This is a genomic window from Thermodesulforhabdus norvegica, from assembly GCF_900114975.1.
Taxonomy (GTDB): domain Bacteria; phylum Desulfobacterota; class Syntrophobacteria; order Syntrophobacterales; family Thermodesulforhabdaceae; genus Thermodesulforhabdus; species Thermodesulforhabdus norvegica.
Genome location: NZ_FOUU01000002.1, coordinates 344,341 through 357,312, shown reverse-complemented (window position 1 = coordinate 357,312; position 12,972 = coordinate 344,341). Strand labels below are relative to the sequence as shown.

14 protein-coding genes are annotated in these 12,972 nt (G+C 49.7%); 7 read left to right on the top strand and 7 right to left on the bottom strand.

Annotated elements, in window-relative coordinates:
- Nucleotides 1–14: 14 nt before the first annotated feature.
- Entirely contained in the window at nucleotides 15–755 is a 741-nt protein-coding gene (gene purN, locus BM091_RS05255; protein WP_093394010.1) for a phosphoribosylglycinamide formyltransferase, read from the top strand.
- Here the strand turns inward: purN and bioB are convergent.
- From bioB to BM091_RS05235, 4 genes are all read right to left on the bottom strand, one after another.
- Nucleotides 717–1,721: a biotin synthase BioB gene (bioB, locus tag BM091_RS05250; protein WP_177193534.1), complete on the bottom strand. Its 1,005-nt coding sequence runs from the start codon at nucleotides 1,719–1,721 to the stop codon at nucleotides 717–719. The genes purN and bioB overlap by 39 nt on opposite strands.
- Nucleotides 1,722–1,811: 90 nt before the next feature.
- Nucleotides 1,812–3,137 (bottom strand): alginate export family protein, encoded by a 1,326-nt coding sequence (locus BM091_RS05245; protein WP_093394006.1) that lies wholly within the window; start codon nucleotides 3,135–3,137, stop codon nucleotides 1,812–1,814.
- Between the two features lie 229 nt (nucleotides 3,138–3,366).
- A complete protein-coding gene (locus BM091_RS05240) occupies nucleotides 3,367–4,152 on the bottom strand; it encodes an SAM hydrolase/SAM-dependent halogenase family protein (RefSeq protein ID WP_177193533.1) in 786 nt (261 codons plus the stop codon).
- The gene (locus BM091_RS05235; protein ID WP_093394003.1) at nucleotides 4,149–5,105 is read right to left on the bottom strand and encodes a DMT family transporter; all 957 of its coding nucleotides are present in this window, start codon (nucleotides 5,103–5,105) and stop codon (nucleotides 4,149–4,151) included. The genes BM091_RS05240 and BM091_RS05235 overlap by 4 nt, the downstream gene beginning before the upstream one ends.
- Nucleotides 5,106–5,323: 218 nt before the next feature.
- On the opposite strand from BM091_RS05235, the gene BM091_RS13865 reads away from it, so the two are divergent.
- The 5 genes from BM091_RS13865 to BM091_RS05215 are packed head-to-tail and all read left to right on the top strand — an operon-like array spanning nucleotide 5,324 to nucleotide 9,123.
- Nucleotides 5,324–5,977 (top strand): 7-carboxy-7-deazaguanine synthase QueE, encoded by a 654-nt coding sequence (locus tag BM091_RS13865; protein WP_177193532.1) that lies wholly within the window; start codon nucleotides 5,324–5,326, stop codon nucleotides 5,975–5,977.
- A 3-nt stretch (nucleotides 5,978–5,980) separates the two neighbouring features.
- Nucleotides 5,981–6,685, top strand: coding sequence for a 7-cyano-7-deazaguanine synthase QueC (queC, locus tag BM091_RS13860; protein ID WP_177193531.1), 705 nt, complete (start codon nucleotides 5,981–5,983; stop codon nucleotides 6,683–6,685).
- Entirely contained in the window at nucleotides 6,682–7,128 is a 447-nt protein-coding gene (gene queF, locus BM091_RS05225; protein ID WP_093394002.1) for a preQ(1) synthase, read from the top strand. Before queC ends, queF begins: the two co-directional genes overlap by 4 nt.
- 16 nt (nucleotides 7,129–7,144) lie before the next feature.
- Nucleotides 7,145–8,563 carry a UDP-N-acetylmuramate--L-alanine ligase gene (locus BM091_RS05220; protein WP_093394000.1) on the top strand — a complete coding sequence of 473 codons (1,419 nt, stop codon included), beginning with the start codon at nucleotides 7,145–7,147 and terminating at the stop codon, nucleotides 8,561–8,563.
- The gene (locus tag BM091_RS05215; protein ID WP_093393999.1) at nucleotides 8,560–9,123 is read left to right on the top strand and encodes an epoxyqueuosine reductase QueH; all 564 of its coding nucleotides are present in this window, start codon (nucleotides 8,560–8,562) and stop codon (nucleotides 9,121–9,123) included. The genes BM091_RS05220 and BM091_RS05215 overlap by 4 nt, the downstream gene beginning before the upstream one ends.
- Here BM091_RS05215 and BM091_RS05210 read toward each other — a convergent pair.
- A complete protein-coding gene (locus tag BM091_RS05210) occupies nucleotides 9,095–10,579 on the bottom strand; it encodes a B12-binding domain-containing radical SAM protein (RefSeq protein WP_093393997.1) in 1,485 nt (494 codons plus the stop codon). The genes BM091_RS05215 and BM091_RS05210 overlap by 29 nt on opposite strands.
- A 115-nt stretch (nucleotides 10,580–10,694) precedes the next feature.
- Here BM091_RS05210 and BM091_RS05205 point away from each other — a divergent pair, with 115 nt between their 5' ends.
- Nucleotides 10,695–11,195, top strand: a complete 501-nt coding sequence (locus BM091_RS05205; RefSeq protein WP_093393996.1) for a hypothetical protein — start codon at nucleotides 10,695–10,697, stop codon at nucleotides 11,193–11,195.
- A 228-nt stretch (nucleotides 11,196–11,423) separates the two neighbouring features.
- Here the strand turns inward: BM091_RS05205 and BM091_RS05200 are convergent, their stop codons facing one another.
- Together BM091_RS05200 and BM091_RS05195 are read right to left on the bottom strand one after the other, a co-directional pair.
- Nucleotides 11,424–12,266, bottom strand: coding sequence for an esterase/lipase family protein (locus BM091_RS05200; RefSeq protein ID WP_093393994.1), 843 nt, complete (start codon nucleotides 12,264–12,266; stop codon nucleotides 11,424–11,426).
- Nucleotides 12,267–12,283: 17 nt separating this feature from the next.
- Nucleotides 12,284–12,967 carry an HAD family hydrolase gene (locus BM091_RS05195; protein ID WP_093393993.1) on the bottom strand — a complete coding sequence of 228 codons (684 nt, stop codon included), beginning with the start codon at nucleotides 12,965–12,967 and terminating at the stop codon, nucleotides 12,284–12,286.
- Nucleotides 12,968–12,972: the final 5 nt, after the last annotated feature.

Sequence of the window (12,972 nt, the reverse complement as noted above, 5' to 3'; positions counted from 1 at the left end):
AGCGGAGTGTCTGGATGAGTACGAACATAGCCGTCTTTGTATCGGGTAGCGGCACAAACCTTCAGGCCATGATAGATCGGCGTCTGGGGCGGGCCGACGGAATCGTCCGAACACTTAAGGCCGACATAAAAGCGGTTATAAGCGACAGAGCGGAAGCTTACGGTCTGGAGCGAGCACGCAAACACGGAATCCCGGCTTACGCAGTTGACTACGGCTTCTACATCCAAAAGCACAGGGGTGATAGAGAGAAAGCCTACCGGGAAGCGGAAGAAGAAATCTTATCGGTACTGGCAAAATACGACATCGACTACATATGCCTTGCCGGATACATGCGCCTTCTCACTCCGGATTTCCTGAAGCACTTTCGTAAAGGGCCCGTCTACGGCGTTATCAACATCCATCCCGCCCTTCTCCCGTCCTTCCCCGGGATGCACGGTTATGAAGACACCTTTAATTACGGGTGCAAATGGGGAGGGATAACGGTTCATTTCGTCGATGAAGGCAAAGATACAGGCCCTATAATTGCCCAGGCAGTTTACCCCATCTGGCCCGACGACACCGTCGAAAGTGTAAGACTGAGAGGGCTTAGCGTCGAGTACGAACTCTACAGCCAGTGTATTAACTGGATTGCCGAAGAACGGCTTTCCTTCTCAAGGATCAACAGCAGAACCGTAATATCCATAACAGATCCGGAATATGAACGCTTTATGCGCAAATTAACGGAAAAAGCCCTGACGACCCATATCGGCCTGTAACTCTGCGAGCCGATCTTTCACACGACCTATCATGGCCATGTCTTTCTCCAGAGGATCCCCTTCCGTTGTCAGGTATCCCCCAACCATAAGCCCGTTTACTGCCACCTCGAGTGCCAGTTCCTGCCTGTCGCCCAGAGCAGGTTCTCTCCCACCGCAGAGTCTAAATGTCGCACCGGGGGAAATCAGTCTGAAGATTACAAGAGTCCTGATTATTTCGTCGGATGACGGAGGTTTCATCTTTTCAAGAGGGGTTCCGGGCCTGGGGTTAAGAATATTCACCGGTATGGAATCAACTTCCATACTTTTCAATTCGTAAATCATTTCAATTCTTTCATAAAATGTTTCACCCAGTCCGATAATACCACCAGAACAAACCGTCAGGCCCGCTTCCCGGGCCGATTCAACGGTCTTTATTCGGTCTTCGTATGAATGAGTGGTACAGATCTGCCGGAAATATCCACGAGAGGTTTCCAGATTGTGATGATACATACTCAGACCCGCAGCTTTCAGCTCCTCTGCCATGGATCGGTCTATTATGCCGAGAGATGCACAAAGTTGAAGATTTGTCTCCCTGCGTAATTTTTCAATAATCCTGAGAATCTTTTCAAAATCCCCCTTTGACGGTTTTTTGCCGCTTATAACAATGGAAAAGCGTTTTACGCCGGCCCGGTCCATATCGATTGCTTTTTGCAGAATGGTTTCGTAATCCAGGAGAGGATATTCGGTTATCGGACTACGGTACCACACCGACTGGGCGCAAAACTTACAGTCCTCGCTGCACTTTCCCGAACGAGCGTTGATAATACTGCAGGTCTCGGTATTAATCCCTGTAAATTTAAGTCTCACACGCCGGCCCAGTTCCAGAAGCTCCTCCTGGAAAGAATCCGCCCTATCGTAAAGAATTCCGGCAATCTCCCGGGAAATTCCATTACCGTCGAGGCTGTGAAGAGCAAGGCCAGGGCTCATAAAATTCCTCCTGGGGCTGGGCATAACAAAACCCCGGTGGAGGCTTAACCCCACCGGGGTAATAGGCAACCTGAACTTCAACAACGCCGGCTAGAACTTCCAGAGCAACCGAGCACCGACCTCGTAGATGTTGTCGTCTTCTTCGTTGGTCGAAAGAGCGTCATCACCGATGAGGTAAGCGCCTACGAGACGGAGCGTCAGACCATCCATAAGCTTATGATCGATGTAGAGATCCAGTTCGTGACCAATGCTGTCATCGTACTCATCGGTGGCCTCGTTGGCCAAAACATCATCGTCGGTTCCGAGATAGTAATAGTTGAAGGTAACCTTGGTAGTATCAAGAGCCTGCCAGGCAACGCCGGCATGGATGGTCCAGAGGTTTCTGGGAGCATCACCGGCATCGTAATCGCCGCGATTGGGCAGACCACCACCCATACCATAGCTGCTCGTGTACCAGTCATTGCCCGCAACATTCACGTCCAGTGTGCCCAGACCGGCGATTTCAGCCCAGTAATGAGACCTTCCGGCAGGATAGGCAAAATCGTCAGAGGTCCAGAAGCCACCAAGAGTGAAAGTAAAAGCACCCATGTAAAAATCAAGGGCCGCCTCTACCATCCAGCCTTCGTAGTCCTCATCCTCATCGGTACCGGCAATGTCATAACCGCCGAGGTTCTTCACGAAGTTAACCTTGGCTCCCAGCCAATCCATCTTATAGCCCAGAGAGAAACCCAGATCCACCAGGTGGTTATCTTCCTTGTCCACTGCACCCGTACCACCATATCCAATGCTGTTTGGATAGGAATAATCGGCGTCATGAGCGTACTGATAGAAGAGAACAGCCGCCGCATTGAAAGGACCTTCCGCATACTTCAGAGCAAGGAACCAATCATCCATGTCGTTATAGTCCGTCACCGGATCGCTGTTAACACCGGCTATATAACCCAGCTCAACCTTTACCGGATCAAAAGCGGTCTTTAGAACGAAAGCGGAAGCATCATCTGCTACAATCCAACCATCAAGATAGCTCAAACCCTGGACACCCACAAGAGCCCTGACAGGCGTGTTGGGGATCATGAAGTCAAGATACACGTTCTTCATCTCCAGGTTAACGGCGTCGGCACCCCAGTCACCACCACCATGCCTTCCGGCACCTTTTTCAAGACCCCAGAGCGTATCGGCTTCCCACTTCGTTACAAGCTGAAGATTCTCGCTTCCCACGAAAGTAAAATATAACCTCAGTCGCTGATCGATCCAGTTGGCAGTATCGTCCAGATCACTATTGGCATCTTTCATATTCTCATTAGCGTGAATTCTCCAGCGATACATACCACCGTACTTGAACTCAACGGCGAAGGACGGAACGGCAATAGCCACCGCCGCAACCAAAGCAATCAACATTACCAGATACTTACGCATCTCTTTCCTCCTCTTCTAAATTTTTACACCCGATCTATCCCTCATCTCCACAACTTAACACAACCCCTTCTTTACAAACAGCGCCTTGCCAAAGCCCCAAATTTCACCCCCTTTCAGCACACACAACTCCACCGTCTATAAAATGCTACTCCTTCTTACCCCATCGATCCATCAGGTGTCAACATGAAAAATTTTTCAAGATAACGGCAAGCATAACCGATAAAGCTTTTTACCACCTGCAAAATACCCGATCCCCAATTCCGGCCGACAATGTCTCGGAAGCATTACCACAACACACCGATATTTCAAGATGGTCATAGCTTCCCCAGAGGGCACACAAAGCCCCTTCAGGAACATCGCCATAGGTATTTACAATACTCTCAATAGCCTTATCGCCAACCCTGACCCTGAAATTCGAGCTTTTCACGACACCTTCCGGCAAACAATCTTTCCTTATATTGGTTATCAGGTTTCCAAAGCGGTCGATGTGAATAACCTGACCTTTTACCTCAGCAACACCACGATCAACTTCCGTCCATTCGGCAATGTAAGGTTCACATCCGGTACCCACCGCATCTATTTGACCTCCAGAGGCAAGATAAGCCGCCACAGGTGCAAAGACATCACGACCGTGGAAGGTGGAGCTGACGCTGCTTCTGAAAAGAGAAACATTTTCCAGCGAGAAGGCCCTATAACCTCCGGATTTTAACACCCAGGAAAAAAGACCGTTATCGGGACCGACCAGATATTTCCTCCCCACTTCCACGGCAAGAGCCTTTCTGGCAGTCCCCACCCCGGGGTCCACAACACACAGGAAAATCGTACCCGATGGGAAAAAATCGAATACCGAATAAAGGACGTAAGCAGCAGACTCAATCCTGAAAGGGTCAACTTCATGAGATATATCTACAAATTCCACATCATCGAGACCTTTTAAAATTACGGCCTTCATGGCGGCAACATAGCCGTCACGGGTACCGAAATCCGTAAGCAGGGCAATAAGCGGCCTTCTCACGGTGATCTCCTTTCCCGCTGAGCACGAATTAAAGCCGGCGTATCCGGGTCGTATTCCTTTTTCAGCTGCAACATAATAACGGACCCGATAACCATCAATCCCCCCAGAATCTGCGGTATATCGAGCTTTTCTCCCAGAAAGAAAAAGGAAACAAAACCCGCAGTAATGGGCTCAAGGGTCGCCGTTATGCTGGCCCGGGTTGAACGAATCAGGTTGATTCCCAGAAAATACAGGCCAAAGGGCACCAGAGTTCCGAAGATTGCGATGTATAAAACGAGAAGCCACATGAAGCCGTTCATGTCCCGGCGAAATCCCGTAAGGGGTGGGTGCAAAAGATTCCAGAGAAGTGTTGCAAAAAGAAGGGCATAAAAAAACACGGTCCAGGGACTGTACCGCCGCATTCCCCGTTCCCCGTGAACCGAATACCAGGCAAAAGAAAGAGCGGCACCGAGCCCTCCAAGGATTCCCATTTTGTTCATGGAAAGAAGGTCGAGATCGTAACCCCCGACGACCAGAAAACACCCAAAGGTTGCCCCCGCCAGGGCCAGAAACACGTAGAAACTTACCCGCTCCCTGGCGATAACCACGGAGTAAAGGGTTATGAAGGCAGGAGCGAGATATTCGAGAAGAATTGCCGCGGCAACCTTGATTTTGCTTATGGCATAAAAGTAAGTAAATTGAACCATACCCATTCCAAGAATTCCAAGGACTGCAAAATAGAGGACATCGGATTTTTTGATCCTGAGCAAATCAGGCCGTAAGAAGGCAAGAAACAATCCCAGCAGGGGAGTAGATATGGTAAGGCGCAACTGGACCACATCGTAGGGAGTCAAACCGTGGATAAAAAGATACTTTCCCGATGTGCCGGAGACTGCCCACATAACGGCCGCAAGAATCACATATACGTAGCCTATCCTGGGAACGACACCGTTCGAATCCACCTTTTCCACCATAGCTACACCCTCCGAACCACGACATGTACCACCATAACTCAGGTAAGGTCAAAAATTCTCTTTCCCTCTCGTGAAAAACGACCCACCTCAAAATTGCCTCAATTGCTGGCCTCTTGAACGGAATTTTCCCGTGATGGGGGAAATGGATCAAATTTTCCTTTAATTTTTGCACATCCGGGGTAAATAAAGGCCGGTAGACCGCGATCCGGAGGGCTTTTATGGGAGAGCCGGGGATTTTCGTCTCCGAGATGTTCATCAGCATACAGGGAGAATCATCCTTTGCCGGATGGCCTTGTGTTTTTATCAGAACGGCAGGATGTAACCTGAAGTGCACCTATTGCGACACCCTCTATGCCCGCAACGGCGGTCGTAAAGTGACGCTTCGTAACTGCCTTCGTTTCGTGGAAGATTCGGGCCTGAAGCTGGTCGAAATAACGGGAGGAGAACCCCTATTGCAGGAGGAGCTCCCCCGCCTGGTAAAAATGTTGATCGATCGGGAATACACCGTCCTCATCGAAACCAACGGATCTCTGGACATAAGCCCAATCCCCGAAAAGGCAATACGGATCATGGATATAAAATGCCCCTCCAGCGGAATGATGCATAAAAACGACTATGAAAACCTCAAGCGCCTCCACCCCGCAGACGAGGTCAAGTTCGTAATCGGTAATTTCGAAGATTACCTCTTTGCATCCCAATGGGCCCGTAGGGTGCTGGAAGAATCCCCTGTCAGAGTTATACACTTCTCTCCTGTTTTCGGCCTCCTTGAGCCCTCAACCCTGGCAGAGTGGATACTCAAGGATAAAATCCCGGTAAGGTTGAACCTTCAACTTCACAAATATATCTGGTCGCCTGACGCAAAAGGAGTTTAAACGATGAACCGTTCCAGAGCAGTTGTGCTTCTTTCCGGGGGAATTGACTCAACGACAACCCTTGCCGTTGCAAAGCATCAGGGATACGAGCTTTACGCTCTTACCTTTCGCTACGGACAGCGTCATGAAAAAGAGATCCAATCGGCCCGGAGATTGGCCCGTGTTTTTGGCGTAAAAAAACACCTCATTCTGGAAATACCACTTCACCTTATCGGAGCTTCTGCTCTTACCGATGATATCCCCGTCCCTAAGGACGTTCCTCAAGACAAAATCGGGAGAAATGTGCCGATTACATATGTTCCCGGCCGCAACACCATCTTTCTGGCCTGTGCCGTTGCCTGGGGCGAGACGGTGGGAGCATACGACATTTTTATCGGGGCAAATGCTCTGGACTACTCCGGCTATCCCGACTGCCGACCCGAGTTCATAGAAGCCTTTGAAAAGGTGGCGAACCTGGGAACAAGGGCCGGATCAGAAGAGGGACAAAGGTTCAGGATACACGCACCCCTGATTTCCTTAAGCAAAAAGGAGATCATCCTCAAGGGCATCTCTCTGGGTGTCGATTACGCCCTTACACATTCCTGCTATGATCCGGACCCTCAGGGAAGAGCCTGTGGCAGATGCGAAAGCTGTATATTGCGACGCAAAGGATTCAAGGAAGCCGGGATACCGGATCCAACGATTTATGCGGAGGAACAACAAAAATGAGTGAACGGGTAAAGCGAGAACTGTCTCAGCTCGGCCGATCTGCATCCATACCCGAAAACCCCGATAAGGCCGTACTTGAAACCTTTGAAAACCCTCATCCCGACGTTCACTATGTGGTTCGCCTGAAGGCACCCGAATTTACCTGCCTTTGCCCGATAACGGGCCAGCCCGATTTCGCCACAATCATTGTGGATTACGTACCCGGCAAGTGGATCCTTGAAAGCAAGTCCTTCAAGCTGTTTCTCGGAAGCTTCAGAAACACGGGAATTTTCCACGAAGACGGCACCGTTTACATTCACAAAAGGCTCAAGGAAGCCCTTGATCCCGTTTATCTCAGGGTTATCGGATTCTGGAACGTAAGGGGTGGGATATCCATTGATGTAGCCGTGGAAAGCGGAAGGCTCCCGGAGAACTGCAGACCTCTGCCAATCCGGCAGGACTAAAGAGGAGCATTCGGTCATGACCATTAAGAGCCGGCCGATTTATCTGCTCGGAATAGGCGGTATAGCCATGGGAAACCTCGCGGGATTTCTACAGGAAAAGGGTTATCCCGTTGCAGGTTCGGACAGAAGTCTCTATTCCCCGATGAAAGAATTTCTCACGGCAAGAAACATCCCCGTAAGGATGCCTTACGCTGAAGCCAATGTAAGTGCTATCCGCCCCGATCTGGCCGTCATCGGCAACGCAATCAGAGCGGACAATCCAGAGGCTCGATGGATCGTCCAATCCGGCACTTCATACATGAGCATGCCGGAGGCAATAAACCACTTCATGCTGAACAATCACAAAAGCCTTGTTGTAGCAGGGACTCACGGCAAAAGCACCACGGCCGCACTGCTTCTCTGGGTTCTTCATCAGGCGGGAATGGACCCCTCGGGATTTGTCGGCGCAATCATTAAAAAAGAGGGTAAAGGTTACATGCACGGAAGCGGCCCTTTTGCCGTAATAGAAGGAGACGAATACGACACGGCCTTTTTCGATAAAAGGCCCAAGTTCCTGCACTACAATCCCTTTGGGGCAATCGTAACGGGTATAGAATTCGATCATGCCGACATCTACAAGGACGTCTATGCAATAAGAAAGGCCTTTGAAAGTTTCGTAAGGCTAATTCCCCCCGAGGGCGTTCTGGTTCTCAGAAATGAAGACCCTCACGCCGATACCTTGAGAAAAATCTGCCGGGGAAAGGTAGTAACTTACGGTCTCTCCGAGAAAGCCGACTGGAGAATTCTGTCATGGGACGCCGACGGAAGGATGTCTTTCATGGCCCTGTGCCACGGGCACGGCAAACATTACTCCTTTCCACTGAGTCTCATCGGAAAACACAACGCCCTAAATGCCCTGGCAGTTGTGGCTCTTCTGGATGCCCTGGGAATTGACCTCAACAGGGCAATACCCGGCTTCGCCACCTATCCCGGTCTGAAAAGGCGTCAGGAAATACTGGTCTTTCAGGAAGATCTCATTCTGGTCGACGACTTCGCACACCACCCCACGGCCGTCACAGAAACCATAAAAGCACTGAAAGCACACTTTCCTGAAAGACGGCTGATTGCCATTTTCGAACCCAGAACCAACACGAGCAAACGGGCTTACTTTCAGGATGCTTACGCAGAAGCTTTTGACGGATCGGAGATAGTGATATTAAAGGCACCACCCGATTACAACGAACTGCCGGAAAAGGACAGGCTTAACCTGCCTGAGTTGGCCGCCCGGTTGAAAGATCTCAGGATAGATGCACATTGGGCTTTATCGTCAGACGAGGTTGTTTCAATATGCCTGCGTTACTTACAAAAAGGAGATCTCGTGCTCTGCATGAGTAATGGCGACATGGATGGAGTCCCCGAAAAGCTGTCCCGGTCTTTCAGGAGCAGAGCAGGATGAAAAAGATACTTCTTCACGTTTGCTGTGGTCCATGCACTTTCTATCCCCTTGAGAAGCTCCGATCCAACGGATGGGAAGTGATGGCCTTTTTTTACAATCCCAACATTCATCCCTACTCGGAGTGGCTCAGACGGCGGGAAGCGCTGACGGAAATGGCCGAAGCAAAAGGTCTCCGGGTCATAATAAGAAACGATTATCCCCTGGAAGAATTCCTGAGAAACGTTGCTTTTCGGGAGTCTCAGAGATGCACCTACTGCTACACCCTGAGACTGGAAGCCACGGCCAGACTGGCAAAAAAAAGCGGTTTTGACGCCTTTACGACGACCCTTCTTTACAGCAAGCGCCAGAAACACGAACTGGCCAAGAACATAGCCGAGAATGCAGCCGCAAAATACAAAATCCCTTTCTACTACGAAGACTTCAGGTCCGGATGGAAAGAGGGCCAGCGCATGGCTCAGGAGTCGGGCATATACCGCCAGCAGTATTGCGGCTGCATCTTCAGCGAGAAGGAGCGCTTTTACAGGGTTTCCTCTACCGGGACTCCCAGAAAAGCTTCCTGAAGTGATACCCGTAGATCGCGTAAGTCACCGTAAAAACAAAAGATCTTGGGTATTTCAGCAGGGTTTTTACGAGAGACTTCCAGTAGAGACGCTTAAGACCCCGTCGGTCTCGAATTCCCAGAAACCATATGGAACGAAGAAAGGCGATTACATCGCATAACAGCACCTTACTCTTTGCTCTGGGTCTGTAGGTCTCCAGGAATCTGTAAATCCGTCGATAGTAGTTGCCGGGCTCGTAGGCCTTTTTCATCAATTTGTTGTACTGCTCGATTATCCACTTTCGGTCGAGCCTGGTCACGAAGTTAAGCGTGCCCCTTTCGTCTGTATTGTCACCCGTGGGGTCGAAAAGAAGCCTTCCTTCTTTCTGCAGTCGTTTGTAGAGCCTGGTTGTGGGAATAGCCGTAAGCAGACCGATCATGGCGGTGACTATTCCGTTTTCCTGAATGAATTCGAACTGCTTTTTGAATATATCCGGCTTGTCGTGATCGAAACCGATAATAAAACCACCCATGACGGCAAGACCGTGTTCGTGAATACGCCGTACCGACTCCGAGAGACTTCTTTTAAGGTTCTGGTATTTGCCGCATTCTTTAAGGCTTTCTTCTTCAGGAGTTTCCAGCCCCAAGAAAACCTTATTGAAACCGGCCTCAACCATCAGATCCATCAACTCCTCATCGTCTGCCAGATCGACGGATGCTTCTGTGAAAAAACTGAAAGGATAACCCCGAGCTGCCTGCCATGAGACGACATCCCTCAACAGCGATTTTACCCGTCTCTTATGCCCTATGAAATTGTCATCAACAATGAACACCGATCCCCGCCAGCCCCGTTTGTACAAAGCCTCGAGTTCTTCAATCATCTGTTCGTTACTCTTCGTACGCGGCCTACGGCCGTTCATCACGATTATGTCGCAAAACTCGCAATCGTAAGGGCAGCCCCGGGAATACTGAACACTCATCGTCGCATAACGGTCCATCTTTATCAGATCCCAGGCCGGAATGGGGGTGTTGGTCAGATCCGGATGTTCATCCGATTGATATATCCTGCGTGCCCTGCCGCCCGCCAGATCTTCGACGAATTCGGGAATCAGGGCTTCGCCTTCACCGAGTATCAGATGATCCACCTGAGGAAATTCCTGATGAAAGCACAGGAAAAGCGGGCCTCCTCCTACAACCTTCCTGCCGAGTGCATGAGCCATTTCGATAACCTTTTCCGTGGAAGGTCTCTGAACCACCATCGCACTTATCCAGACATAATCGGCCCAGCGAATATGATGTTCTCTGAGGGGTTCCACATTCATATCCACAAGCCTCAGGTTCCACTCTTTCGGTAGCATAGCCGCAACGGTAAGTGCTCCAAGAGGCGGAAAAGCAGCCTTTCGACCCACAATTTTAAGAGCATGAGTAAAGCTCCAGAAAGTTTCACTGACTTTCGGGTAAACCAGCAAAATGTTCATTTCGCCGTCTCCTTGTTTTGGCTTAAATTGTCGATTGTCGACCCCTCCGATTTGTGTAATAGTTTAGTCAATTGAGATTCCGAAAGCCAGAACATTCACAGAGGAAAACAAGGCGATGCATGAAGCTCATGGAAAGGCTAAAGCCATTATAACAAAAGCTCTGGCCTTTCACGAAGCCTTACGGGCAAAACTGCTCGAGGATTCAGAATTCCTGAAACTTATCAGAAAATACCGCCTGACAATAGAACATACCTGGCAATGCATGAAAGATCTCAGAATACCTGAAAAGTGTGCCCTGTGCGGACAGTCTGAAAAAGGAAGCTGCTGTGCTCCCGAAGTGGCCACCTGGTACGATCCCGAAACATTGCTCGTCAATCTTTTAATGGGCCAATCTATGCCAAAGAACCCTTACTATCCGGACCACTGCATCTTTCTGGGAAAAAGCGGCTGTACGCTAAAGGCCCGGCACTATTACTGTGTTCAGTTCCTGTGCCCCTCCATAAAACAGGACCTGTCGGAAAAAAACCTGGAAAAGTTGATGAAGACCGCCGGCCGAGAAATCCTTGCAGGCTCTCAAACGCTGACCTATCTTCACAGAAAAATCATCACGGCGTAATAAATCGGGATGGCGTATTTATGGCGTGATAATGGCGTAATTTTGATCTTTCCGCCTCAGTCTTTTAATGGGTTTTTCGACTGCATCACTGCCGAATCCTTATCAGATCAGGATCTGAGGTGATGGTCGGAAGTTGGCACCGGGTTTGCTTAAAAAGAAGGTCAGAAGAGAAACCAACTCTTTCCTCCTCGTCTCGCTAACCGGTCTAGCCCCGCCGGTTAGCTTTTTTTATGCCCTGCTTTCCGAGAAAGCCGTTACCGTGTTGCACAGCCGTTTCAAAAGAGGCGGCCAGAAAAGGCAGGCAACATGACACATTGGGCCGATCATCCGTTCTTCCCAGCCATCGGGTACATCATAGAGAGAAAAAGGTGGAAGCACCATGTTGTCGGTTGGACTCCAGTACTGGATGGCAGGAAAAGGCGGATTACGAAAATCGTCATAGGAGTTCAGAACGAGAGGGCTGTTGTAATCAAGAGACCTTGCAAGTCTGCCCCGGGTAAAAACCGTAAGCTTACTTCCTTTGAAGGGGGTTCCAATAGTAATAACCCCGGAAACAGGGAGGTCTTCCGCCACCAGCTTCAACGCAATCTTCCCTGCCAGTAATCCGCCCAGACTGTGGCCTATGAAAACGACGGGTTCCTTTTGCGCTCTCACTGCTTCCTTCACCTGCAAATACAGCTTCTCGGCAACCTCCACAAAGGAACCATCCCAGGGATTGTGACGAAGATAGATTATCCTCAAGTTTTCATGCCGTGCAATGAGAGAGAAGAAAAGCCAGGCCGAGGGATTATGAAACAGCCCGTGGATACATATAACCATTGCCTTGGCACTGTTCCCTTCTTCGACTCCCTTTTCTCGAAAGGCAAACCAGCCAAGAGGATAAGTAAGGATTATAAGGGGCAATGTAAGAAGGCTCGTCAAATAGGACAGTAACACGCCGTATTTCAGGTCTCTGCCCGTCCGGCCTTCAACGATAGACCTTTCACCGCCGGATGCTACTTCATACCAGTAAAGGAAATAAGTGATGGCCGGAAGCAGAAGCCACAGAGTAACTACTATCGAGCACAACATATGCGATCTCCTCCGCTTTATAGGCGATTCTCGAAAAAAGGGACTAGTTCCATAAGATCTGATATTGCATAATCCGGGCCCGGCAGTTCCCCCCGTAGTATTCCCGCAATGGCGTCTCTTTCCCTGTCAGGTCTGATAACGTACCAGACCGTTCTAAAGCCCGAGGTCCTTGCAGGCGCAATGTCCAGTTCGTAAGTATCACCAACCATCCAGCAATCGGAAGGATCAATATTTGCTTCTTTGACTGCCTTCAGGAAGATGTCCGGAGAAGGTTTTTTTACGCCGGCCCGGTAGCTCAAAACTTTGTATTCAAAAAGAGAAACGATATCAGGATACTTTGCCGAAAAACCCTGAAAAAAAGGATGCCATATGTTGGAAATTATTCCTAAAGTGTAACCCATCTGCAAAAGCCGAACTATCACTTTGTCCGCTCCGGGAAGCAGTTCCACACAGGTATATTGCTCTTCCCATACGGTTCTGACGGCTTCGAAGATTTTTCCCGGAGAAATATGGGGAAGCTCCTGTGAAAGCAGGCAGGCCAGATCATCGGGAGTCTCGGCATTCTCCGTCATAATCAATTTACCAATTCGCTTTATGTCGCGCTCTTTCAGGTCCAGGGCCGCCCCGATGAGCCGCCTGGGAGAAGCCTCTGCACCCGTTACGAGCGTATGCCCTATATCAAAAAAGATCACTTCCTTCACAACGC